Consider the following 22,063-nt stretch of genomic DNA (forward strand, 5'->3'; position numbering starts at 1 on the left):
GTCAGCGGTTGAAGAATCCGGGTTTGGGTGTCTTCTCGCGCCGGTTGGAGCGGATGTCGTCGGTCGCGCCGTAGAGCTTGGCGTGGGTGCGCCGCGTCTGGTCGGTGAGGTCGCCGGTCTCCTGGGCCATGGCGGCCAGCGTCTTCATCTCGAGCGCGGCGCCGGTCAGGGCGCTGGCCACGTTCTCGGTCAGGGCGACGAACTTCGAGTCCAGGTCGGCGTGCTCGATGTCGGTCGCGACGCCGTCGACGCGGTTGGCGTCGGCCAGCATGCTGCGGCGTAGGCCCTGGAGCTCGATGGCGGCGTCGTCCAGTACCGCGCCGAGCTTCCTCAGCTTGACCTGGGTGGCCTTGAACTGGTTGCCGTCATCGGCCGAGCCAGTGGCGCCGGTGTTATGGGGTGCGAGGTCGCTGCTCATCAGCGGGTTTCCTTTGAGGTCTAGTCGTGGTGGGCGGCGGCCGACGCGTGCCTGAGGCCGGCGTCTTCCTTCGCGTTCATGTCCTCGCCGTAGACGCGGGCGACCGACTCGGCCGCGATCCGGGTGGCCTCCCGTGCGTAGCCGCACTGCTCGCTGCACCGCTTGGCCTGCTCTTTCATGCGGGCGGCGGCGTCGGCCAGGTCCGCGACCAGGTCGGTGACCTCGGCGGTGATGTTGTGGTCGCCCGCCAGGTCGTCGGCCATCTTTTGCAGGGCGTCGGCGACTCGGCTGAGGGCCTCCACCAGGGCTTCGGCGCGCTCCTGCTTGGAGACGGTCTGGATGGCGATCTTCGCCATCTCCATCAGGTACTCGTCGAACGTGATGTCCGTTCGGTGCTGGGCGGCGAGACCACCACCCCCGCCGGACGGCCTGCTGGTCCTCGGGCTGCTCATGCTGCTCCCTTCCGTGCTGGTCGGTCGGCTGGTGCCGGGCCGTGCGGTGTGTTTCTCCGGCGCGGGTGACAGGCCCCGCACGCCGGTCGTGACGCCTGCGGGCTCGTCGGGGATGATCTCCGCGTCGACGATGTCGTCGTCGTCTTTCGCGGCGCCCTTGGGTGGCGGGCGGGTCTCGTGCCCGGGCCACTCAGCCGTCGGGGCGGATTCCTCCTCGCCGAACGGGCTGCCCGCCGGACGGCCACGTCGGCCGGCACGCCACCAACGACCACGCCCGGCCCAGCCGGCCCAGCCGGTGCGACCGGCGCGGCGGGTACGTCCGTCCGTGCCGCCCGCGCGCCGGCGCCGGAACCGCCACCGCTTCCTGGCACCGTCGGACGCCCTGTCACCTGCCGTCGACTCCGACTCCGGCGTTTCACCCGCCTCGCCGTCCTTCGTGGCGCCGGAGGCCCCGTCAGGTGCGTCCTCCGTGTCCTTGGCGTCCTTGTCCTTGGTCAGGTTCACCTTCTCGGTCCCGGCCGCCTTGGCGTCCTTCGCGTCCGCGGCGGCCTTCGCGTCGGCGCGGCGCTTGTCCCAGCGGCGCTGGGCTTCCTCGCCGACGGCCTGGCCCAGCGTGGTGCGGCCCGGCTCGGACGACGCGGCGGCTTCCCGCTTCGCCTTCCGTGCCTCGTCCCGCTCCTGGCGCTTGGCCCGGCGGTCCTCCCACACCTGCTGCCGCTGCGCCCGGGCCTGGTCGCGGTCCCTGCTCCGGTCCGCGACACCGGCGGTGTGCCCGGCACTGCGCCGCTCCTGCCGTGCGGCCTGCCAGGCTCCGGCCCGCTCCTGGCGGCCGCGGGCCCGCTCGGCACGGGGCGGCCGCGGGCCCGCTCGGCACGGGCGCTGGACGCCGGGCCGTGCTGCGCCCGGCCGGCGGCGTCTCCCCTCGAGCCGGCGCTGCGGCGGGAACTGCCAGAGCCCGCCTGAGCGCCTTTCGAGCCCCCGGGCGAACCGGTGCGCCCGGGCCCGGCTGTTCGGCCGCCAGAGGATCGGTCAGGGCCCTTCCCGCTGCCTTTTACGCCTCCGCTTCCCCCGGACGAACCGGAGCCGGAACGGCTGCCAGTGGCACCGGAGTTGGCTCCGCGGGAGCCGCTGGAGCGGTTCGGCCCCGGGCTCGAGCTGTTGCGGGACGGACCGCTGCCGCCGCCGCGGGAGGACCCGCCGCCGGCCTTCGAGCGGCCCTTGTCCGCCCCCAGGCCGGAGCTGGACGGCTTCGTGCGGTCGGCATCCGCCTTTCCTCGCGCCGCCGCCTTGTCGCCCTTCGCTTTCATCATCGCGGTGTGGAGCTTTCCGTTCTGCTCCATCATCGCGACTTCCTGCGCGGTGCGGCCCTCCAGCAGCGCCACCTTCCGTGCTATTTCAGCCTCACGGAAAGGAGCTTCACCTTCATGAAGAGCACGCATCTTTTCGAGCCGGAATTCGAGCCAGTCACCGAGACGGTCAGCGAGAGAACGAGGCTGTCCGTATTCACCTTCCTCGTATTCATTTTCCTCGTATTCGCTGTCGCCTTCACCGCTTTCCGGTGCGGTAATTCCTTCGGAACGCAGCGCCGTGGACGGGTCCGGAGGGGCCGGAATCGGCGGCAGTTCCATCGTCGTTTCCTCCGGGGTCTCCGGGGGAGCGGTTGGAATGTCTTCCGGCGGCGGAATGGTGTCGATGAAATCCGGGGTCGGTGGCAGCGAGTACGTGGAATCGCCGCTCCACGGGCCGTGGACCACGCTTCCGCCGCCGGTGTCGTCGGGCTCGTCGGACATGCGCACCTCCCTTCCAGGGGGACTTGACAGACAGTGGGGTCTCGTGTGCACGCGCGTGCACGTGCACGTGTGCACGCTTTACGCGCGCGAGGCCCCGCCGGAGCCCGGCGGGACCTTCGTGGGTGACGCTCAGTGATGCGGACCGTGCTGCTTCAGGACGGTGTCCGCGTACTGCATGAGGTGGTCGAACAGCCGCGGATCGCCCGCCCGCCGCTTCTCCAGCACGAGCTTGAAAAGGCGGCAGACCAGCGTGAACGCGGCGATGACATCGCCGCGCCCGGCCTTGATTTCCTTGGTGATTACGGACCGAGTAACGCGAAGCCAGAATTCCATCCGGCCGATTTCCCCGCGACTTTCGATCGCCTTGCGCTCTTCGTCCTGCAGCCAGCTATTCCGCCCTTGAATGGAGCGTTCGGCGCTGCTGAGGGGGCGCGTCACGCCGACTCCCTCTTACCGAGGTCGTAAATCGACGTAGGACCACCATACCCGGAATTCTGGCTCTGCGCACCCTGCTGCGGCGGAGCGGGCGCGGCCTGGAGGCTCGGCGGGTTCTTCTTCCGCTGCCTTTCCAGCTCCCTTTCCTTCCTGTCCTTGATTGCATTCACCACGGCCTCGTCATGGGCGCGACGCTTGTAGGCGCTCTTTTCGAGGCCTTCGGTGAGGTCATTCAGGTTCTTGAGGACCTGTCCGAGGGCCTTTTCCACGGGCATCGCGCGCAGCCTGGCGTGGTACCAGCGGTCGCCCTCCACGTGCGTGTCCCGCAGGTGCACGCGGGTCTCGTGCGCGAGGGTCTCCAGGTTCTTGCCGATGTCCAGCAGGACCCGCTGGACATCGGCCAGGTACCGGGCGGTTGCTTCCGGGTTCTGCGCGACGTCACGCAGAGGGGAGTAGGTCGGGTCGTTGGTGCCGTTCACAGCGGGGATTCCCTCCTGGTGTGCTGGTGGGGCTGGACTGCTTCCGGCAGTCGCAGCGAGGGTCAGCCCACTTCCGATGGGCTGGCCCTCACTGGTGTGTGCCGGACTCGGATCAGGTGAGGTGCTTGTCCGCGTCCTCGGGGCGCAGCAGGCCGGCCTTGGAAAGCAGGCGTACCGCGCGGGTGTTGTTGACGGAGAGCTGGTTGCGGACCTGGTAGAGCGTCACGAACCCGTCCCCGCCGCGGGGGAGGTTCTGTACGAGCGGCAGGAGCTCCTCGTCCGTCCGTACAGGCGTACCGGGACGCTCTGCGCCCGCCGTACTGCCCGTTCCGGTTGCGCCACAGGACGCGGCGTCCGTACCTGTACGGGCACCGGGAACGCCCTCGCCGCCAGGCTGTGTACGGACGCTGATGGCGCCGGTGCGTCCCTGTACGGCCGCGCTGGCCGTCCCGGTACGCCCACCGGCCGCCGTACCTGTACGCGCCCCCCTCTCAGAGGGGGTGTGTACGCCACCTGTACGGTCGCTGTACGCCCTGGTCACCGCCGTTTTGGTGCCGCCGTCGTGCGGCGGGTGCGAGGCGGGACGTGCAGGGTCCGTACCGTCCCATCCAGCGCCCGTGCCGTCGGCGCGAACCGCATTGTGCGCGGCGTACAGGCCGCGGCTCGCGCCCTCTGTACGGCTGGACGATGCGGTGTCCGTCGCGTCGGTACGCCGGTCCGTACCTGTACGGGCGGCCATTCCGTTTCCGCCGTCCGTACCTGTACGGGCGGCGGAACCGGCCTTGCTTCCGTGCCCGTCCGCACCGTCGTCGTGCATGAGCGAGTGGACGCGCCAGATGACGGCCACGAAGATCAGCACGACGAACGTCGTCAGCCACCACGGAGCGGAGTGCCCCTCGGGCACGAGGTGCGCCTGCTCCGACAGGTGGAAGACCACGTTGGCCGATGCCATCAGCGCGAGCGCCGCCCCGATGTCCTTCTTGGTGCGGAACGCGGTGACGCAGTAGACGTCGATGGACACCGGCAGCAGCGGAGCGACGTACGGGTTGATGCCGACCATGCAGGCCAGCTCGTACTCGCCGGAGGCGGCCAGGCCGACGCCGGCGGCGAGCGCGATCCACGGAGCCGTCCTCCACGCTTTGCGGCTGAGCTTGTGGTGCCAGCCGCGCCATCGGGAGTTGGCCCGCTTGGCCTCGCGGGCCTCATCGAGCATCCGGCGGGCGCGGGCCTCATCGGCCTGCGCCCGGTCGGCGATGCCCTTGGCCTTGCGCTCCGCCTCCGAGGTGATGCGGTCGGCCTCCTTCTGGGCGGCCTCCCGCAACTGCACGGCGACGGTCTTGGCTTCCTGCCGCAGGCGCTCACGCTGCGTGTCACACGCGGTCTTGAGTCCGGCGAGTTCGTCGGCGAGGGCCTTGCGCTTGTCAGCGGCCTCCACGTCGAACTGTTCGGTGAGCTTGCGCAACTGCTCGCGCAGCTCGGAACGGCTCTGCTCCGCCTCGGTGTGCGCGGCGGCGACGTGGGCGTCGGCCTCGCGGCGCCGCTCGCCGGCGGCCTTGACCGCGTCCGCGTACAGCGCCTCCGCCTCACCCCGCCGACCGTCGTACTGATCGGCGGCCGTCTTGGCGAGCTGGGCGAACCGCTCACGGGCCTGGTCGACCTCGCGCTGCGCCGCAGCCAACAGTTCGTCGGCCTGCTCCTGGGCGCGGGCGAGGATCTGGCCGGCATCGGTGCGGCGCTGGCCGACCAGGGCGCTGATCTCGGTGAGGTCGGCCTCGGCCAGGCGGCGGAGCTCGGCGACCGCGGTGGCCGTGGCCTCGCGGTCGGTGGTGGCCAGCTCGGTGAGGTCGGTGACCTGCGCGCGGGCCTCCGCCACGAGGGTCTCGGCACGCTCGCGTGCGTCGGCCAGGAGCTGATCGGCCTCGCCGCGTGCCGCCTCAAGATCGGACCTGGCCGCCGTGCGGTGGGCGGTGGCCTCCCGGTCGGCATCGGCGGTGATACCCGCAGCGCGGCTCTGCGCCTCGGTCAGCAGCGCCGCGACCTGCTCGTGAGTGTCGGTGACGGTGCGCGCGACGGCCGACTCCGCGGCCGTTTGGACGCATGCGGCCTGCTCACGCGCGAAGTCGATGATGTCAGCGGCCTGGTCGCGGGCGTCCGCGACCCGGGCGAGTGCCTCCCAGTCCGTCCCCGGCTCCACCAGGCCGACCGGGGCCGGAACAACAGGGGTGGTGGAGGCGGTGGGCGGCGAAGCCGGGCGGGTTGCCGCCGGCTTCTTGCGGGCGGAGGGCCTCTTGTTGCGGTTTCGGGTGGCGGTCACGCCGCCTCCTTCCAGATCGAGTGCCGCCCCTCGCGGGGGCGGCCGGTCCACAGATTCGGTCAGTCGCGCTGCACGGGCAGGTCCGGGCGGCGGTTGGCCGTCGCGTGCTGCTGGGTGAGCCAGGCCGTCGCAGCCGCGGTCATGTCGACGGCCGCGCCACCGGTGTTCAGCGGGGCGGTGTCGATGTCATGCATCACGTCGGCGGGCGGCAGCAGCCGCATGTAGTCGCCCCGGGCTTCGCAGATCAGGCCACCCGTCATCGGCTGCAAGTTGTAACGCCACTCACCGCCGGCGAAGAGCACCGCGCTGCTGACGCGGCAGACGAATGTGTGGGCCGCCTCGCCGCGCCAGAACCTCTCGGGGTTGCGGTAGAGCACGTAATCGTCGGCCTTGAACGCGGTCGCGGTGGCGACCGAAGTGGAGGAAGGCATCCGTGGCTCCTTGGTGATCATGGTCCGGACTGTCCGGCTCCCCGTCACCGCCCGTCCCAGGCCACCACGAGGGCAGTCGGTGCGCGCGGATCAGGCAGCCGTCAGGCCAGGACGGCGACCGGCCGATGAGGGGCGACGACCTGGCCGTCGGGCAGCAGGTCACCGGTGTCGTCGAAGACCAGGACGCCGTTGCACAGCAGGCTCCAGCCCTGCTCCGGGTGGGTCGCGACGATGCGGGCGGCCTCCCGGTCCGGGGCCGCAGCGGCCGGGCATGCGGGGGAGTGCGTGCACAGCGAGGTGGGGCGCCGGCTGGTGGTCGCGGTGTCGGGGGCGATCATGCGGCGACCGCCTTCCGCGCCGCGCGGACGCCGTTCGCCTCGCGCACCAGGTAGTCCGAGACCGCCCACGCAGTGCCGACCGCGACCGGCTCGCTGTCCGGCCGCAGCACGTCCTTGACGACGAGCGCCCACTGGGCGCAGCGACGGCCGAGCAGGGCCCGCGCTCGCTCGGGGTCGCGGACCACCGCGACCACCTCGACCACGCCGCCGTCGCCGGTGGTGTAGAGCGCGCCCACGTCGCGCGGGCCGATCTGCTGCTCAACGACCCGGCGCAGCGCTTCCAGGATCAGCGAATCCTCATTCTGCCGGTGCTGCGGGTGAGGACGCCCGCCGGAGGGCGGGGCCTGCCGGCCGTCACGTTCGTGCGGGGTGGGCCGCACCGGCAGGGGCGTCTGGGCAGCTTCGAGTGCAATGATGTTCATGCAGGTCGTGTCCCTTCTTGATGGTGACCTGCGACAAGGCCTCCCAGGGCCCAAATCCCTGGGAGGCCGTCGCCACTCCCCGACCGGAGAGCCGACTGCCGTACGAGCAGTCACGGCCCCCCTCCCACCTCTCTGTTGGGCGGGAGAAGGACCGTGATCGCTCGCCAGTACTCAGGTAGTGGTGCGACGTCGGGCGACGCAGCGCTTCATCAGGCGCCGCTCGGCGTCGGTGAGGCCGCCCCACACGCCGTGTGCCTCGCCCGTCTCCAGCGCCCACTGCAGGCAGCGCTCCATGACCGGGCAGCGGCGGCAGACGGACTTGGCCTCCTCGATCTGGAGCAAGGCGGGGCCGGTGTTACCGACGGGGAAGAACAGCTCGGGGTCCTCCTCTCGACACGCGCCGCTGCCACGCCAGTTGGTGTTGATCGGCAGGTCGGCGGAGGGGGCGTAGCTGGTGCGTACGATGGTTCCGCGATTCATCAGGGCCTCCCTAGAAGGTCCAGAGCGGGAAGACAGCCCCGGGGGTCGGCAGGGCTGTTAGGTGTTTTGACGGCCGGAACGGGCGAGCGCTGTCCGCCGCCCGTCCCCGTGGGGGCACGGGGACGGGCGGCGGGCGGGGCCCGGGATCAGCCCTGCTGCTTCTGACGTGCGAGGTAGGCGTCCTGAAGACGAGCGAACCGCTCGTGAAGCGGGATCCCCACCGCACATGGCGTCTCGCCCTGGCAGGGCGGGCAGGCGGCGGTGTGCGTCTCGGAGTCCTCGAACGCCTTCATGTAGCGGGAGAACAGGTCGTCGGTCGAGGCGGCCCTCATCGGCGGTTGGCCTCCGACCTCTTGTTCTGCTCCGCGTTTTTCCGCGACAGCTCCTCGCGCTCGGCGTCGGTGAGGCTGGTGATCACGCCGCCACCCCCCAACCGGCCTGCACGGGCTCGACGATGGGACCCAGGACACGGGCGGCGTCCTCGGGCTCGTAGCCCTTGGCATCGTCCTCGCGCTCGATGTCGTCGATGATCCCGGCCCGCGGCTGCTGCGCGGTGCGTGTCATGCTGTGCTGCATCAGGTCCTCCAGATCAGGTCCTGGACAGCCCGTCGGGCCGCAATCCCAAGGGCTGTCGCGATCACTCCCCAACTGGGGAGCTGACTGCTTGTACGAGCAGCCACGGCCCCGGCCACCCCCTCGCAGGGGAGGCCGGGGCCGTGGTCGTTCGTCCGGAGCGAGTCAGCTCGTGCGGCGCTCGGGGTGAAGCGTCGTGAGCGGCACCGGCGGCGCACCGAGCGGCGCGGCACCGGCGGGCAGCTGCGCGCGGCGGGTGTCGCTGTCGCGTACCGCCGACTCGGTCGCCGCCCACTTCACCTCACGCAGCAACCACATCGGCCGACCATCACCGTGCTCGTCGGCCGCCGGCGCCTGCTTCTGCGCGGCGATCTGGCTGACGGCCGGGGCGACGGCGACCTTCGGCTTGCGCAGCACGGTGGTCTTGCGGCGGTGACCGGTCTCCGCGTGACCGTCCTCCAGGCGCTCCCGCCACTTCTTCACCGTGATGTCGACGCTGACCAAGCGGTTGCTGCCCAGGCGGCATCGGACGGCGGCGTCCTTGCCCGCGCGGCCGGTGTCGTGCGGCACGACCTTGGTCGTCTTGCTCCCGAGGCCGGTGATCGGCACCCAGGTCTTGCAGTCGGGGCAGACCAGCGAGGCGCAGGCGGGGCGCAGGTCGTACTGGTGGGGCTTGAGGGTGGAGAGGGCCAGCGCCGGACGGGCGTTGACGGTGCGCGAACGGGTCCGGCTCCGGCGGGTGCGGGCGGTGCGCTCAAGGGTGGAAGCAGACATCTGGACTCCTCGTGGACGGAGTGGCAGGGAGCGCGTCGCGATGCTCTCTCTGCCCTCCGGGCCGCCCGGCACGAGGCCGACGTCCCGTAGGACAGACAGCGCACAGCGCTGCGACGTGCACACAGTGGTCGCGGCCGTCAGGCTCCGGGGGAGTTCGGTGGTGCTCTCAACCCCGGCCGCCCCGAAGGGCGGACGACTACTGCGGTCTTGCGGCCGGCCACGTGCCCAAAGGTGCAGGTACAGCACCGGCTACGCCCCGCATTCGGCTACTCACCGCTTGCTGGGGCTCTTCGATTGAACCTTGCTATCCCCCCTCGGTCAACCCGTCTAGCTAACTTGTTTCTATCACCCCTTCTGACCTGCTAGTTTCTGGGTATCGTTAAACGAGGGCGAGTCTTGGCTTTCGAGAAACAACTAGACGTGCGATGCTGTGCGCACCGGGCAGCGAGATCCGCTGGCCGCACGATGCGCACGGAGAGGGGGAGCAGTGGCCACCAAGCAGAGGGAACCCGGGAAGGTCGAACGGATCGCATCCGAGATCCGGGACAAGATCGAGCGAGGCGCACTCGCACCTGGGTCGCGCCTGCCTGGCGTGCCTCAGCTCCAGAAGGAACACGGCATCGCCTACCAGACCGCGCGGGACATCTACGGCGTGCTCGAAGATGAAGGTCTGGTCTTCTCTCGTCGAGGCAAGGGCACCTACGTGTCCCTGGTGATCGGCAAGATCGTCTCGGATCGCACCCAGCGCTACCTGCCGACGCTGCGAGAGGCCGGCGGCGCCGTTGGGGCCTTCGAGGCGGAGATGCGGTCCATGGGCTTCGAGAACAAGGACCCGCTCGTCACGATCGCCAAGGACGTGCCGCCGAAGAAGATCGCTGAGATCTACGGGATGCACCACCGCGCGAAGACCCTCAAGCGTGAACGGATCATGCGAGTGGGACTCCCGGGCAACGACGATGCCTTGGAAGTCGTCCAGGTGGCCACCAGTTGGTTCCCGCCGGACGTCGTCGATGCCTGCCCCGTGCTCGCGGAGAACAACACGGGCACGGGTGGCAGCAAATCGCGGATGGCGGAGGCCGGCTTCAAGCAGGTTCGGCTGCGCGAAGAAATCGAAGTTCGCTCGCCAACGCCGGAGGAAGCCGATGCCCTCGGCATTCCGGCAGAGCGAGCCGTGCTGGAGATCACGCACAAGGGACTGACTGCCGAAGGCCGGATCGTGGAGATCTGCCTGCACGTCCTGCCGCGCTCCAAGTGGCGGCTGGCCTACGAGTGGGTCATCGACACCCCGGGAACCGGCTGACCAGCACGGAACACACAAGCGTCCATCAAGACACCAGCAAGGAGCATTCAGTACATGGCTAGCAACCGAATCGACGACAGCGGTGTGGTCCTGCGGGACGCGCGCACTCGGTACACCACCGGCCATCGCGAAGAGAACGGCGCGCACGGTGCGTTCGACGCCGAACTGCGCCGGTCCGGCCGCACCCCTCGCACCGAGGTCTCCGTCAGCCGCGCCACCGCGCCTACGGATGTCGCTCAGCTCCTGGGCGTCGACGGCGACGTCGTCGTGCGGGCCCGCGAGATGTTCGACGGCGACCGCGTCATTCAACTCGCCACCACATACATCCCGGTCGACGTCGCCGAGGCCGCGGGCATCGAGCAGGTGGACACCGGCGTCGGCGGCATCATCAGCCGCATGAAGGAGGCCGGGTTCGACCAGGGCGTCACCGCCGTCGAGGACGTCGAGCTCCGTCCCGCCACCTCGGAGGAGTCGGCCCGCCTCGGTCTGCCCGAGGGCGCCGACGTGCTGACCATCAACCACGTCGGCACCGCCGACGGGCGCGTGGTCGAGGTGACCCAGCACGTCCTGGGCAAGGGCTGGAAGCTGCGCTACGCCGCTCCGCTCGCCTGACGCAGTACCCAGGGCGCCCCGGCCACGCCAGGGCGCCCGCCCTGTAAGCCCCTGCGAGTCCTTGGAGACCGATCCCCCCATGAACACTGAGAAGCGGCTCACCACCACCGAACTCGTGGGCGAGATCCGCAGCTCCCTCGCCGTGACCAACGGGTGGATCCCCTCGCTCTCGGGCCCCGGCGGTCCGACCGGTGTCCTCGAGGACGCCCCCCTCTCCGAGATCGCTCGGAGCCTAGGCGAGTTCGCGAACACACCGACCATGCCCTCCGCCGTCGCCCAGCAGCTGCACAGGGCCGCAGAGTCCGCGGCCGCCGCGGCTTCCGCAGACTCGGCGACGGTGTACGGCCATCTGGGAGCGGCGTACGCATACGTGCTCCAGGCCCATCGCGCTGCCAGTGGCGACACAACTAACTGACCCAGAAGCCCGCATCCACCGTGAAGGAGGAGCCGTGAAGCAAGCGCCGCGCTCGTCTTCTGCGGTTGCCGGGTGGGACTCAGCATCCCGTCGTGTATCTTTCAGGGATTCGGTGATCATGAGAGGTTGGGGCATGTCCGACGCGGATCCCATGCAGCGGGTCAACGCTCTCCTCGACGACGTCCTGCCGACGCCGCGCGCGCGGCAACAGCTGCGCCTCGCTGCGGGACTTACTCAGCAGGAAGTCGCGGACGCTGTAGGCGTGAAACGCCTGGCCGTAGCCCGCTGGGAGCTAGGCCAAACCCACCCCCGGAGACCCCATCGCGCGGTCTACATCCACTTGCTCAAGGGGCTCGCGGAGCGTTTCCCCGAGGTTGCTGAGCTGGATGCAGGCAGCACGACGCCGGCCTCCGAAAGGGGGTCGGGATGACCTAGCGGCCATCGGCCGCGCGCGCCAAGAAGCGGACTTACCACCCGCTGGCCTCGCGCGGCCCGTCTCCGACCGGGCTCATAACCCGAGTCGGTCGCTCAGATCCCAGTTAGCGCTGGTCCTGAGCTGCGGCTGATCAAGCCGCTCGTTTTCACCCGGCCCCTCATCAGGGCCACACCACCGGTCCGCCTGCGGCCACCACAGCCACAGCAGTCCGATCGCTTCACCCGCGGGCCCCCACCACAGGGGCGTCGCGGTTCAGCAGAAACCAAGAGAGAGGAGAAATCTCCCCCCCACCCGGTCGGTGTCCGCCCGCTTCTCACGAAGGGGGCGATCCCAACCCATCCACACATCTGGCCAGGCCCAGCCCCGAGGGGCTCGGGTCGGTCCAGCTATATGGAGAGCAGGTCTTTCCCAATAGTGCACGAGAGTGGCGTCTTCTGTCAGCTTGACCCTGTCCGTTTCATGCCAGTTCAGGCGTGGCGATCGTCCCGTGGGACGGGATCGGCGTACGGTTCATCCTCACTTTTCCGATTCGTTCAGGAAGAGGGTCTTCCGGTAGGAAGCTACAAGCGCGGTGGTTTCGGAGCGGCTTCGAAGGGCTGGGTCGCGGTGTCGGCCGCCCCGCTCATGCACCCGGTCGCGGAGTTCATCAACAACTCCGTCGACGGCGGCATCCGCGGGGGTGCCGTCCCGTGTGGCGGGACGGTTTCCGAAATTGTTGCCCGTCGTGTGGGAGCGCGGGGGGTGGCCCGAGCTGAGCGTCCCCTGTTCACAGGCTGCCCGGTGCAGGGTCGGCGGATGGATCCGGAAGCAGCCCCGAACTGCGTTGTCCTCGAGTTGCGTTCTTCTGGCGACGCGTGGCGGCGCTCAGTTGGACGGCGCCGCCACCTTTTGTTCAACGAACGCCCACTGGCCTCCTGCTGCGGAGTACGGCGTGCCCGGGGGAATGGTCATCCACAGGGACTCGTCGTCCGCGACGAGGAGCATGCCCTGGGCGTGCAGGGAGTGAAGCGATTCGCGGACGTCGTTCATGGAGGAACCCATCGACGTGGCGAGTTCGGCTGCGAGGTCGGTATCGCGGACGATCAGGTCGAGGTGGGCGGCGGCTGCGATCGGAATGCGGGGGCCGTAGATGTCCCGGTACTCGAGGATGAGGCGGGTGGTGGTCGCCTCGTCGGAGTCGGCGCCGAAGGCGGTGGTCGCCGTGTCCAAGAGCTCTTTGTCGTTACCGGTGGGTGTGTCCCATTCCTGGTAGAAGGTGCCGGGAGGGTTCAGGTCGAAGAGGCTGCGTCCGCGTGCCGTGCGGCTGGCAGTGATCGTCGAGCGGGTTCCCTTCTGCTTCCTGGTGGTCCTGCGGGCGTTCTTCTGTGCCCGGCGGGCTGCGGGGTTCTTCTTGGATCCCATGCTCTGGGCAACGATGGTCCGGTCGGCAGGTTCTTCCCCGCGTCGGGTGCGCGGGTGGGCCGATGAGCACGGCTGCGGTGCTGGAGAGGCCTGCCGGAGTGGTTCCGGAACCTCGCTTCGGCCAAAAGTGGACGCCGTTGGGGCCAGTGCCGTCATGTGGTCAGCCGGGAGACGGTGGTCCGGGTGACCCGCTCCGGCTCGGTCGTGCGATGCGGCTGCGGCTGCGCAACGCGGTCCAGGCGCTGTTGGCGGACCCGTCGATCGCTGGGCAGAAGGATGTGGCGAGGCTCGCGGCGGTGGTGCTGTACGCGAAGTCGCGGGCGCCAATGGGCGGGAAGAACGACAACCAGACGTCGATCTGGGTAGCGGAGCTGGGCCGCTGGCTGGGGGTGGGCGAGTCGTCGGTCCACCGCAACGCGCTGGCCCCGCTGAAGAAGTCGGACGGGGTGCACACGAAGGTCGTGAGGAACTCGGAGGGTCACCCGACCGGCCTTGAGTGCCTGGTCATGCCGCTGTGGCGCATCCGCAAGGGCGGGGGAGCGGGGCACCCGCTGGCGCTGTCGAAGTCGGAGCTTGCGACGCTGCTGCGCCTCATCGAGGTGCTGTTCGGGCCCGGCTGGGCGCCGGAGGGCAAGGAGCCGACGCCGCCGGGGCTGCTGGCCGACCGTCGGAGCAAGGGCGCGGCGACGGACCGGCTCGGGCTGCTGCTGATGGTGCTGAACACGCGGGCATCGGGCTGGCTGCAGCTGGTCGGCGGCTCAGTGAAGACGAAGGAGGGGCGAGGCGCCGCGACGCTGGCCCGGCTGCTGGGCTGCTCGCCCGCGGGGGCCCGCAAGGTCCTGGCTCGGCTGACGGAGGCCGGTGTCGTGGCACGGCAGCGGAAGGCGACGGCGACGCGGATGAACGGCCGGGGCAAGGTCATGCTGCTGCCGGTCGCCCGCGCGTATGGCCGCGCCCTGGCCCCCGTGGAGGCTGTTTCAGAGGCTGGGTCGATGTTTTCGGCGCGTCCCGATGGTGCGTGCGGAGATCATGGCCCGGCCGGTGCGGCGGGTGCCCTTGGTACGTCTGGGATCGGTGGTGCTGAGGCCCCTGGGGGTGCGGCGGATCAGGAGCGTCCCGATGGTGCAGAGCTCCACGCAGACCACACTTCTGTGGTTACTCCCGTAGTTCCTCCTCAGCTTGATTGTGGTTTTTCCGGCGAAGGCCGTGGGGGTGAAGGCCGTCGGCCGGAGCGCGTGTGCGTGCGCGAGGACCAGGCCGCCGACGGCGAGGACGCCGCTGCTGGTTCGGCGTCGCCGGTGGCCAAGGACGGCCCGCTGCGCGGGGAAAAGCCGAAGGAGTCCCCGGTCGAAGGGCGTGATGGACAGCGTGCTGCCGGGGCTGGTGCCGGTGGCCGGCCGAAGGCCGTGGGCTGGGAAAAGGCGCAGCAGCAGCGGAGGGCGGCCCTTCCGGCTGATCTTGGTCTGCGGGTGGCACTGGGGCCAGCCGCGGGGCTGTGGGCGCAGCTTTCCGGCTGGCAGCAGGACCAGGTCCAGGCAGCCGCGGAGGCGGAGATCAAACGGCTGGAGGGCCTGCTGGAGCACCAGGGCGGCGGGCCGCGGCTGCTGGCCGACCGGGTCACCGACCGGCTGAAGGAGAGCGGCGGAGAGGCCCTGATCGACAAGCCGTACGGGTGGCTGATCCGCAAGGGCCTGGTGCAGCGTCAGGCGTGCACGGACCGGCGCTGCGACGACGGGATCCGGCTGGACACCGGCGCTGACTGCGAGATGTGCGGCAACGTGATCTACATCCGCCGCGCCCGCCGTGCGAAGACCGCTGCTGAGATCGACCGGGATCTGCCCGGCCTGAGTGACAGCGAGCGTCGCCGGCTCCTCGAGGAGCGGTTGCGCGAGCGGGTCGCCATCGAGGCAGAGGACCTCGCCTGGCGGCAGGAGCGGGCCCGCGTGGAGCAGGCCCGCCGCGATGCGGCTGCCCGGGAGCGGGCGGAGCGCGAGCGCCAGGCGGCGGCGGCCGCCGATGCGGTGCGCCAGGCCCTGCCGTGCAAGGACTGCGCGCTCCAGCGGTCGGCCGGGCTGTGCGAGGCATGCGGCTACCGGCGCCGGACCAAAGCGGCGATCGTGGAGGCCGGGCTGGTCGCAGCTACCTGGTCCGCCGCCCCGGGCGACGTCGCGGCCGTCACCGCCGAGGTGCGCTCCACCATGGAGCGCGACATCGCGGCCGTCTGTGCTGAGTACCTGCGCGCCATGGACCCGGCCGACCGGGAAGCCGGACCGGATGCCTTCGCTGCCGTGCTTGCGTACGGTGCCCTGCACACCGCCCAGCAGGCACTCGCCGAGTACCGGCGCAACGCCCTGGCGATGCTGGGCCGGACCGACGAAGCTGAGGCCGAGGCCCGCCGGGCGTACCAGACCGAGCAGGGGCGCCCCTGGTACCGGCGCAACCCGAACGGCGCGGACGCAGTCGCCGCCGCGACACAGGAGGCTGAGGCCGCCCGTGAACGCACTGCCGAGCACCTGCTCGTGGTGCGGCTGGAGCAGGTGCGCGAGCAGGCCGCCGACCACCCCGAGCCGGCCGCAGCCGCGCTGGGGGCGGACCGGCTGCCGGAGCTCGCCGCGCGCCCGCTGGACGGCGACACCACCGGGCCGGTAATCGTGTGAGCGCCGAGCTGAGCGGGGTCGACCTCGCGCGCCAGGCCCTCATCGCGGCCCGGGAAGCGGCGAAGAAGAACGGCGGCACCCAGACGAAGAAGCCCAAGCGACGCACCACCGTCGTACGGCGGGACGGCCGCGAGCCGCTCGGGCTGGGCAGCGCGATCAGCATGATGATGACCGAGCGCGGCATGGTCGCCCCGGCCGCCGGCGGCAGCGTCCTCGCCCAGTTCGACGACATCCTCGCCGCGGCCGCGCCCGAACTCGCCGGGCACGTCCAGGCCGTCGGCTTCGACGCGGACACCGGCTGCCTGGACGTCTCTCCCGACGCCCCCGCGTACGGCACGAAGCTGCGCTGGAGCGCACCGAAGCTGGTCGCGGCTGCCAACGAGAAGGTGCGCGGCGCGAACGTCCGCACGCTGCACGTCCTGGCGCCCGCACCCGTGAAGGCCGGCCCCGCGTCGGCCGCCTACCCGAGCCCGCCGCCCGTACCCGCCGCGCCGGTGCAGCGACGGACTCCGCCGGACGGCTACCGCCGTGCCATCGAGGCGCACCGCCAGGCTGTCCAGCCGTCGACGGGGGACCCGGCCATCGCCGAAGCGGTGGAGCGGCAGACCGCAACGATGCGGGAGCTGAGCCGCCGCGCGTTCCCCGAGCCGGGCGTCGTCGCAGACGATGGGCTTACCTCGCTCGAGGCGACCCGGGCACAGCGCCGCCGCCAGGCCGCGGCCACCGAGACCGCCGCCCTGCGCCGGGCCCGGCAAGAGCGCGCAGCCCGGGAGTCCGGGACGCAGGCCGACGTGCCCCAGTCGGCTGCACTGCGGGGCACGGCCTGAGCCGATCAGCACCCCCTGTTACTGGTGTTATCACGGCGTAGCGTGACGGGTACACGCTTGGTACACCGTGCGTCGGCGGTGAGTGCAGCCTGCACCACCTGCAAGGTCCGCATCCCTGCCGGCCTCAAGGACGGTCAGGAGGTCCGCATCCGCGAGCTCGGCGGCCCCGGCAAGAACGGCGGCGCGCCCGGAGACATGTACGTCACCGTGCACGTCGTCGACTGATCAGCCGTCGGACTCCGGCGGGCGAAGCTCTGCCGCTCCGGCACCGGGCGCTGCCGTGCTGGACGGAGCGGACTGGTCGTCGTCGACGGCCCAGAGTGCGCGGGCGAAGAAGTACAGGGCGATCATCCCGGCGTAGGTGAAGGCGCCCAGTCCACGATCAGCACGAAGACGTTCGCGTCGCGGCGCGCGGAGCTGTAGGCGACGCCCTGCCTGGTGGTGAACAGCCACGGAAACCAGACGGAGCGGACGAAGCCCGGGTCGGTGACCGTCGTGCCGCAACACCGTGAGCTGCGGACCACGGCGTGACGGGCGCGGTTGTCGTGAAGTTGCTGTCAGGCCCTTTCGCCCACGGGAGATTGGGCGGGCAGGTCGTCGGCACCAGGATGGGGGATACGCGCGTGGCAGGGAAGACCACGAAGTCCAGCAGGCGTCGTCAGCAAGTTCTCTCTCCGGCTACAGTCGCGGGCGGGGCCCGGAGCCAGGATCAGTGGCTCCGGGCCCCGCCCGTCGGGATTTGCCGGGTCAGTCGTTCTTCTCCGGCGGGGTGAGCAGGGCGAAGAACGACTCCGCGTCCTTCTGGTTCAGCTTGCCGTCCGTCGCAACGGCTTGGCGCAGCGTGTAGAGGGTGTCCTCCGCCGGGATGCCCCACCGGGTGCTGGCCTCGCGGGTGATCTCGCCGATGTAGTGGTGGGCGGACTCGGGGTGGTGACGGATGAACCAGTCGAGCGTCGCCGCGACCGGGCGCGAGACCCACAGGTGCAGCCACTCCTGCTTCCGGGGCTGCTTCTTCGCCACCTCGCGGTCCAGGTCGATGGCGTCGGCGAAGTCGTGCAGTACGGCGCTCTCGACGGTGTGGCCAAGGAGGTGGGTGGGCAGGATGCGGTCCAGGCTGCTGGCGACGTTCCAGGCCAGCGCGTCGGCGATCTCCTGGACGGAGTCCTCGTTGCGGGCGCGCAGGACCCACCGCTTGCGCACGTCCGGCCGTCCCCACAGGGTGTTTTGGAAGTCGGCGGCGAAGTGGTCGCGGACGTCCGCCGCCCCACGGGAGAGCTGGTCGCGGTCACCGGTCGACATCACGGCCCGGACGCCCTCGTAGGAGCGCCGTCGGGCCTCGACCCAGTCGTCGGCCACGGCCCGGGCCCACTGGTCACGGCCGCCGACCAGGGCCTGCGGCTGGGGCACCTCGCTGTTGCCGCGCGAGATGTAGGCCCGCAGCGTCGAGGCGGTGATGCCGCCGAGCTCGGCCATCTCCGGCACCCCGATCAGCTGGGCGCCGCTCAGTTCCGGGGTGGCGAGGTCGACCACGCACCGCTCCAGCGGCAGCGCGCCGTCGCGCTCGGCCTGGTGGGCGGCCCACAGCGCCAGGTGGTCGCCCCAGTTCTCCACCACCGGCGCCGGCGCCTCGGCGTCGATGTCGGCGATGTCGAGAACGGCGGCCCGGGCCGCGTCGGCGCGGCGGTCGAGCATGTCGGCGGCGCTGACGGTGACCGCGGCGCGCGCCTGGCGCTTCTCGTAGTCCTGCTCGACGGGGTCCCAGACCTGCCCGGGCCGGTACCAGGTGGTGCCGTCGAACCAGTAGCCGCCGGCCCGGTAGAGCAGCTGCTCGCCGTCCCAGGTGCTGTGCAGGGTGGCGGTGTCGTCGTCCTTCATCAGCAGGACGGTCCGGCCGTGCTCGGGGTGGTAGCGCACCGACCAGCCGAGCGAGTGGTCGTGGGGGTCGGTGGTGAAGGCCCGCCAGCCGCCGGAGGAGCGGTGGGGGTCGTAGCGGCCCCACATCCCCTCGCCCTGGTTGCGGCCCACGGCCTCGATGGCCTCGGGGCCCTCGTCGAGCGGGATGTGCGAGTCGTCGACGAACGGCAGCCCGGGCACCGGGTGGTCGGTGCTCAGCCCGTTCGCGAGGGGGTACAGATGGACGGTCATGTAGATTCCTCGATCCTCGTCATGTGCTGCATTCGTTGTGCAGCACTATCTATACTCCTTATACAGCACTAGATCGCGTTTCCGCTACAGCGATTACGCGTTTTTTCCGTCCTGACTGTCTGCGAATCGCGGACAACGGTGATCGCGTGGATAACCTCTCCTTATCCGACGCGACAGAGCGGGACATGACGACCAATCAGTCCCTCGTCGCCGACATCCCGAAGAAGGGACCGCCCGACCGATGACAGCCGACGCCCGCACCGAGTTCCGCACTCTGCACTACGGCGACGAGCTCACCGCCGCCCACGTCGACGGCCTGACCGACTTCCTGACCACCAAGCTGCGTGCCCTCGTCTCAACGTCCGAGAAGGGCACAGAGGCCCATCGAGCCGCCGAAGCCCTGCACACGATCGTCCAGGACATCGCTGCCGGCGCACGGCACGGCATCAGGAACCGCGATGCAGACCTCGCCCGCGGCCTCGACTCGTCGTGGACCCTGAGCTACAGGCAGGAAGTGCGCCGGGAGTGGAACCGGCTCGTGGACATCGCCGACTGTTGGCGCGGCACCACCGACGCCCACCGGTACGCGCCCTGGACCCGGGTCGAGCACCACAACGCCGAGAACGAGGCTCAGGAGGCCGCAGACCGCGCAGCCGAGACGGCGGGCGGCGACAGCCCCGCCTACGCGATCCCCGCCGACGAGCCCGAGGTGCACTCGGACCACATCACCCGCGAACACCTCGACGCACTGCACGGGTTCCTCAAGAAGCACACCGACCAGCTCCTCGCCCTGCACCAAGTCGGCACCGAGGAACACCGCTCCGCGCTCGCCCTGGAGACGGCCGTCGACATGACCCGCGACGACGTCCACGGCTCACTCACTTACGACACCGACCTCGACCGCGACCTGGAGTCCCGCCGGGACGCATGGAACCGTCTCCGCCACTTCGCCCTGCCCTGGCAGGACGACCCCGACTTCGACACCTCCCGCTGGCCGCGGGCCAAGTACATCCCGCTGCGCGCCGCCGAGGAACGCCTGCCCGTCCAGAACCGGACGGTGGAGGGCAGCCGCCCGTGACCGTGATCCTCTAGATGATTGATTCCAAGGGGTCCTGGGCTGCGCGTTGAGGCGCTGAACAGCAAGAACACGGTCTCCTGTTGCGGCTGTCGGCAGCAGCAGGGGATGAGCATCACCGGCAGACGGTGTATAGCCGCTTCCGGAGCTGGGAGTTGGACCGGACCTGGGAGCGGCTGTCCACCGCGATCTTGGCCGAGGCCGAGGCGGTCGGAGCGAGTGGATCGTGGGTCTGTCACCTGGGACGCGGGGCTCGGCTGTGGCGTAGCGGAAGCCCGAGCGTGGGCTCGCCCGGGCCGGAGTGCCCCGCCGCACCGGCTGGGAAAACCGCTGTTGGGCAAGTGAATCACGATGGTAGGACTGCCGCTGTGCACAAGACTCTGGAGTTTCCCGATCTGTTGCGACTGATCGACGAACGTTCAACCGCCTTCCGTGCTGCGATCGCCGCCGCGCCCAGCCTCGACGTGCAGGTGCTGACCTGCCCCGAGTGGACGCTGTCCGACCTGGTACAGCACATCGGCGAGCGCCGCCGTCTCTGGGCCGCCACCGTCGCCGCCGGGCCGGACGCCACATCCAAGACCCCGGCCCAGGGTGACGCGGTCGCGCCGCAGGAGCGCGAGGCCGTGCTGGCCTGGCTGGCGGCCTCGACCGAGCTGATGCTGGCGGCCCTGCGGGAGGCCGGTCCGGACCAGGGCTGCTTCACCGGCTGGGGTGTCACGCAGACGCCGCACACTTCCGGTGGCGTCGCCCGGCACCAAGTCCAGGAGATCGCGGTGCACACCTACGATGCCCAGCTCACCGTGGGCGACTCGGCCTCACTTCCTGTCGAGGTGGCGCTCGACGGTGTCGAGGAGAGCCTGTTCATCGCCAGCTTCACGAGGAGTGCCTGGCCGCACAAGCCCACCGCCTTCGACTTTCACGCCACCGAGGGCCGCTCCTGGCGCCTCACGGTCGACGGCGACGGTGCACGGACCACCCGGCTGCCCGCTGCCGGCGAGGGCCAGAACGCGGCAGGCCTCTCCATTCGCGGCACGGCCAGTGATCTGGTCCTCTGGCGGTACGACCGCATTTCGGTGGACTCCCTGCAACTCGACGGGGACCGGGAGTTGCTCGACCTGCTCTTCGCCTGGAAACCGGAGGACTGGGCGTGACGACACGCCAGCGCGTACAGCCTGCCGGTTGAATCGCGAACGGTCTTGAACCGAACGGTGATCGATTCCAAGGATTGGCTGCGCGCATGAGATGAGGGAGTCCACAGTCAGGTTGTGACGCCAGACATGGACTCCCTCGCGACCGCACTCTACGTCAGGGCCGACGACCTGCTGACGAGTTCGCCGCAGCTCGCCCCGTGGCAGCCGGTGGTCGGCATAACGCCGCAGCTCAGCGACGCCGAACTGGTGACGCTGTCGATGATGCAGGCCATGCTCGGCTACACCTCCGAGGCCCGTTGGCTCCGGCATGCCCGGGTCCACCTGAGGCACCTGTTCCCGTACCTGCCGAAGCGGCCCGGCTATAACAAGAGGCTGCGGAAGGCGGTCGGGCTCATCCAGCACGTCATGCGCAAGTTGGCCGCGGACACCGCGCTGTGGACCGACGACGTGTGGGTGGTGGACTCCACACCGGTCGAGTGCGGTCGCTCCCGGGAGACCGTCAAGCGCTCCGACCTGGCCGGATGGGCGCAGTACGGCTACTGCGCCAGCCACACGCGCTACTTCTGGGGCCTTCGGCTGCACCTGCTGTGCACGCTGGGCGGCCTGCCGATCGCGTTCGCGCTGACCGGGGCAAAGGCCGACGAACGCGAGACACTCCTCGACATCTTCGCCACCGAACCCACGCTCGTCACCGACCGGCCACCTGGACAGACGCTGATCGGCGACAAGAACTACTTCGGCCGCGAGTTCGAGTCGCAGCTGGCCGACCTGAACATCGAACTGCTGCGTCCGGCCCGCAAGGACGAGGCTGAGCGGGCCGGATCACAGCTGTTCAAGCCGTTGCGGCAGGTCATCGAGTCGATCAACGAGACCTTCAAGGGCCAGCTCGACCTCGAACGCCACCGCGGCCGCACCCCCGGCGGCGTGATGGTCCGCGTGCTTCAGCGAATCCTCGCGCTGACCGCCGCCATCTGGCACAACGAGCACACCGGCCAGCCCGTCATGCGGTCGCTGACTGCCTATGACCACTGACGGCTTGGAATCGATCACCTAGCCCGGCGCGCTCCTGTCGTCCTCGCCCGCCTGCGAACTTTTCTTCCGGAGACGACCGTCATGCGGCTACGGAAAAGCAGTCTTC

General features: G+C 70.2%; 25 protein-coding genes. 10 read left to right on the plus strand and 15 right to left on the minus strand.

All coding sequences use genetic code 11. The features are described from left to right. Nucleotide 1 precedes the first annotated feature (1 nt). The 12 genes from ACLF5H_RS23840 to ACLF5H_RS23895 form a co-directional block, all read right to left on the minus strand. Complete coding sequence (locus ACLF5H_RS23840; protein WP_421678063.1) at nt 2–418, minus strand: conjugal transfer protein TraB; 417 nt, start codon at nt 416–418, stop codon at nt 2–4. A 20-nt stretch (nt 419–438) separates the two neighbouring features. Beyond that, nucleotides 439–1,578, minus strand: coding sequence for an ATP/GTP-binding protein (locus ACLF5H_RS23845; RefSeq protein ID WP_421678064.1), 1,140 nt, complete (start codon nt 1,576–1,578; stop codon nt 439–441). Between the two features lie 1,211 nt (nt 1,579–2,789). Continuing rightward, nucleotides 2,790–3,098, minus strand: coding sequence for a hypothetical protein (locus tag ACLF5H_RS23850; protein ID WP_421678065.1), 309 nt, complete (start codon nt 3,096–3,098; stop codon nt 2,790–2,792). Beyond that, complete coding sequence (locus tag ACLF5H_RS23855; RefSeq protein WP_421678066.1) at nt 3,095–3,574, minus strand: hypothetical protein; 480 nt, start codon at nt 3,572–3,574, stop codon at nt 3,095–3,097. Before ACLF5H_RS23855 ends, ACLF5H_RS23850 begins: the two co-directional genes overlap by 4 nt. A gap of 112 nt (nt 3,575–3,686) precedes the next feature. Beyond that, on the minus strand, nt 3,687–5,888 hold the full coding sequence (locus ACLF5H_RS23860; protein ID WP_421678067.1) for a hypothetical protein: 2,202 nt from the start codon (nt 5,886–5,888) through the stop codon (nt 3,687–3,689). Between the two features lie 59 nt (nt 5,889–5,947). Further along, on the minus strand, nt 5,948–6,340 hold the full coding sequence (locus ACLF5H_RS23865) for a hypothetical protein (protein WP_421678068.1): 393 nt from the start codon (nt 6,338–6,340) through the stop codon (nt 5,948–5,950). A gap of 80 nt (nt 6,341–6,420) precedes the next feature. Next, nucleotides 6,421–6,612 (minus strand): DUF5999 family protein, encoded by a 192-nt coding sequence (locus ACLF5H_RS23870; RefSeq protein WP_421678110.1) that lies wholly within the window; start codon nt 6,610–6,612, stop codon nt 6,421–6,423. Nucleotides 6,613–6,653: 41 nt separating this feature from the next. Then, on the minus strand, nt 6,654–7,079 hold the full coding sequence (locus ACLF5H_RS23875) for a hypothetical protein (protein ID WP_421678069.1): 426 nt from the start codon (nt 7,077–7,079) through the stop codon (nt 6,654–6,656). 171 nt (nt 7,080–7,250) lie between these two features. Beyond that, on the minus strand, nt 7,251–7,559 hold the full coding sequence (locus tag ACLF5H_RS23880; RefSeq protein ID WP_421678070.1) for a WhiB family transcriptional regulator: 309 nt from the start codon (nt 7,557–7,559) through the stop codon (nt 7,251–7,253). Nucleotides 7,560–7,705: 146 nt separating this feature from the next. Further along, on the minus strand, nt 7,706–7,891 hold the full coding sequence (locus ACLF5H_RS23885) for a hypothetical protein (protein WP_421678071.1): 186 nt from the start codon (nt 7,889–7,891) through the stop codon (nt 7,706–7,708). Nucleotides 7,892–7,973: 82 nt separating this feature from the next. Beyond that, the gene (locus tag ACLF5H_RS23890; RefSeq protein ID WP_421678072.1) at nt 7,974–8,123 is read right to left on the minus strand and encodes a hypothetical protein; all 150 of its coding nucleotides are present in this window, start codon (nt 8,121–8,123) and stop codon (nt 7,974–7,976) included. A 174-nt stretch (nt 8,124–8,297) separates the two neighbouring features. Next, nucleotides 8,298–8,906 (minus strand): hypothetical protein, encoded by a 609-nt coding sequence (locus ACLF5H_RS23895; protein ID WP_421678073.1) that lies wholly within the window; start codon nt 8,904–8,906, stop codon nt 8,298–8,300. Between the two features lie 487 nt (nt 8,907–9,393). Between ACLF5H_RS23895 and ACLF5H_RS23900 the strand changes: the two genes are divergently transcribed. The 4 genes from ACLF5H_RS23900 to ACLF5H_RS23915 all read left to right on the plus strand — a co-directional run bounded on the left by ACLF5H_RS23900 (nt 9,394) and on the right by ACLF5H_RS23915 (nt 11,663). After that, nucleotides 9,394–10,206, plus strand: coding sequence for a GntR family transcriptional regulator (locus ACLF5H_RS23900; protein ID WP_421678074.1), 813 nt, complete (start codon nt 9,394–9,396; stop codon nt 10,204–10,206). 54 nt (nt 10,207–10,260) lie between these two features. Further along, on the plus strand, nt 10,261–10,818 hold the full coding sequence (locus tag ACLF5H_RS23905) for a UTRA domain-containing protein (RefSeq protein ID WP_421678075.1): 558 nt from the start codon (nt 10,261–10,263) through the stop codon (nt 10,816–10,818). A gap of 79 nt (nt 10,819–10,897) precedes the next feature. Next, nucleotides 10,898–11,233 carry a hypothetical protein gene (locus tag ACLF5H_RS23910; protein ID WP_421678076.1) on the plus strand — a complete coding sequence of 112 codons (336 nt, stop codon included), beginning with the start codon at nt 10,898–10,900 and terminating at the stop codon, nt 11,231–11,233. 133 nt (nt 11,234–11,366) lie between these two features. Further along, nucleotides 11,367–11,663 (plus strand): helix-turn-helix transcriptional regulator, encoded by a 297-nt coding sequence (locus ACLF5H_RS23915; RefSeq protein WP_421678077.1) that lies wholly within the window; start codon nt 11,367–11,369, stop codon nt 11,661–11,663. Between the two features lie 870 nt (nt 11,664–12,533). Here ACLF5H_RS23915 and ACLF5H_RS23920 read toward each other — a convergent pair. Beyond that, nucleotides 12,534–13,070, minus strand: a complete 537-nt coding sequence (locus ACLF5H_RS23920; RefSeq protein ID WP_421678078.1) for a hypothetical protein — start codon at nt 13,068–13,070, stop codon at nt 12,534–12,536. 209 nt (nt 13,071–13,279) lie between these two features. Between ACLF5H_RS23920 and ACLF5H_RS23925 the strand changes: the two genes are divergently transcribed. The 3 genes from ACLF5H_RS23925 (at nt 13,280) to ACLF5H_RS23935 (ending at nt 16,779) form a co-directional block, all read left to right on the plus strand. Continuing rightward, nucleotides 13,280–15,727 carry a hypothetical protein gene (locus ACLF5H_RS23925; protein WP_421678079.1) on the plus strand — a complete coding sequence of 816 codons (2,448 nt, stop codon included), beginning with the start codon at nt 13,280–13,282 and terminating at the stop codon, nt 15,725–15,727. Next, nucleotides 15,724–16,554, plus strand: a complete 831-nt coding sequence (locus ACLF5H_RS23930; RefSeq protein WP_421678080.1) for a DUF721 domain-containing protein — start codon at nt 15,724–15,726, stop codon at nt 16,552–16,554. The genes ACLF5H_RS23925 and ACLF5H_RS23930 overlap by 4 nt, the downstream gene beginning before the upstream one ends. Before the next feature lie 78 nt (nt 16,555–16,632). After that, nucleotides 16,633–16,779: a DnaJ C-terminal domain-containing protein gene (locus ACLF5H_RS23935; protein ID WP_421678081.1), complete on the plus strand. Its 147-nt coding sequence runs from the start codon at nt 16,633–16,635 to the stop codon at nt 16,777–16,779. 122 nt (nt 16,780–16,901) lie between these two features. On the opposite strand, the gene ACLF5H_RS23940 is transcribed toward ACLF5H_RS23935, so the two are convergent. Together ACLF5H_RS23940 and ACLF5H_RS23945 are read right to left on the minus strand one after the other, a co-directional pair. Next, complete coding sequence (locus tag ACLF5H_RS23940) at nt 16,902–17,078, minus strand: hypothetical protein (RefSeq protein WP_421678082.1); 177 nt, start codon at nt 17,076–17,078, stop codon at nt 16,902–16,904. Between the two features lie 223 nt (nt 17,079–17,301). Further along, nucleotides 17,302–18,699: a hypothetical protein gene (locus ACLF5H_RS23945; protein ID WP_421678083.1), complete on the minus strand. Its 1,398-nt coding sequence runs from the start codon at nt 18,697–18,699 to the stop codon at nt 17,302–17,304. Nucleotides 18,700–18,940: 241 nt separating this feature from the next. On the opposite strand from ACLF5H_RS23945, the gene ACLF5H_RS23950 reads away from it, so the two are divergent. The 3 genes from ACLF5H_RS23950 to ACLF5H_RS23960 all read left to right on the plus strand — a co-directional run bounded on the left by ACLF5H_RS23950 (nt 18,941) and on the right by ACLF5H_RS23960 (nt 21,957). Beyond that, nucleotides 18,941–19,777, plus strand: a complete 837-nt coding sequence (locus ACLF5H_RS23950; protein ID WP_421678084.1) for a hypothetical protein — start codon at nt 18,941–18,943, stop codon at nt 19,775–19,777. 365 nt (nt 19,778–20,142) lie between these two features. After that, nucleotides 20,143–20,925, plus strand: coding sequence for a maleylpyruvate isomerase family mycothiol-dependent enzyme (locus ACLF5H_RS23955; protein ID WP_421678085.1), 783 nt, complete (start codon nt 20,143–20,145; stop codon nt 20,923–20,925). A 126-nt stretch (nt 20,926–21,051) separates the two neighbouring features. Beyond that, nucleotides 21,052–21,957, plus strand: coding sequence for an IS982 family transposase (locus tag ACLF5H_RS23960; RefSeq protein WP_421678111.1), 906 nt, complete (start codon nt 21,052–21,054; stop codon nt 21,955–21,957). Nucleotides 21,958–22,063 lie beyond the last annotated feature (106 nt).

The organism is Streptomyces sp. LaBMicrA B280 (assembly GCF_049222185.1).
In the GTDB taxonomy this organism is placed as follows: Bacteria; Actinomycetota; Actinomycetes; order Streptomycetales; family Streptomycetaceae; genus Streptomyces; species Streptomyces murinus.